The organism is Pseudomonas sp. EB271-G4-1 (assembly GCF_058791355.1).
In genome coordinates, this window is sequence record NZ_JBYTEO010000144.1 from 1 (window position 1) to 1,034 (window position 1,034).

The 1,034-nt window shown below is 62.3% G+C and carries 1 pseudogene; it reads left to right on the plus strand.

The window, feature by feature from the left end:
• Nucleotides 1-1,034 (plus strand): annotated as a pseudogene (locus AC3WWR_RS30840) (hypothetical protein); the annotation flags it as partial.

Sequence of the window (1,034 nt, forward strand, 5' to 3'; positions counted from 1 at the left end):
CCCCATCCTGACGATCCCGAACAACGCGGCGTGTACGTTTACTACCGCCCCCGGTCCGACAAGGTCGCTGACTTCTTGCCCTGCGGCGCCGAGCTGAGCATCAGCGGCGACGGCGAGTACCGACGTCTGGAAAACCGCCTGGGCCCGGCCAGCCTGAGCAATGCCGATGGATCGCTGCGCGGTTACCTCGCATCTCAGTTCCTGCAGTCGGTGGTGAACGGTCAGCATCGCGTCGAAACGGCTAGAGGGGCCCTCAAGGTGCGACCGCAAGCCAACCTGCACAACGAGGCAATCAGCGAATTGCCCAAAGACACGCTCGTCACTGTCAGCGGTGGAGGCGAATTTCGCAAGCTGGAACGGGTCACGCAGTGGGTACGGTTCGCGGCGCTGCAACGCGTGCTGGAACCGCTGGCGACGGACCGGATCGTGGTCCTCGATACACCCGTCGCGATCAAGGCAGGCGACTTGATCGGCCACCTCGGTCTGTATCAGGACAGTGACGCGGATCAGCCGGAAAAGAAGCTGCACCTGGAAACGTTCAGCGGTGATGACGTCGAGGCGTTCATTGACGCCTGTCGGATTTGGGCCGAGCGCCTGCCGGAAAAAGACCGGACCTGGCTGAAACTGGCCAAGGGCACCCCCGTGGTGGCGCCTGAAGGGCACACCGCTGCGCAAATGCAGATGGCCAGTGATTCCAGCCCGCGCAGTGCGGCCGACTTGCTGGTGCCCAAGAAATTGCTCGATGGCCTGCCCCCGGACCGGAAAATCCAAGTGCCCGCGAACCCGACGCGCAACGCGCGCACCTGGTATCGCCTGGAAAACCTGCTTCACGACGCCGACAACAATCTTCTCGATGGCTGGGTGTGTGAAGAGTCAGGCGTAACGCCTTGGGTCAGTCCGTGGGACTGGGAAGGCTATGACGTCATTATCGATTTCAGCCGACCCAAACACATGCTGGCTTCTTTTCTCAGCGCCGTCGGCGGCTTCAGCGACGCACAACGCGAGCGTTATCGCCCCATCGCCGAAAAGGACGA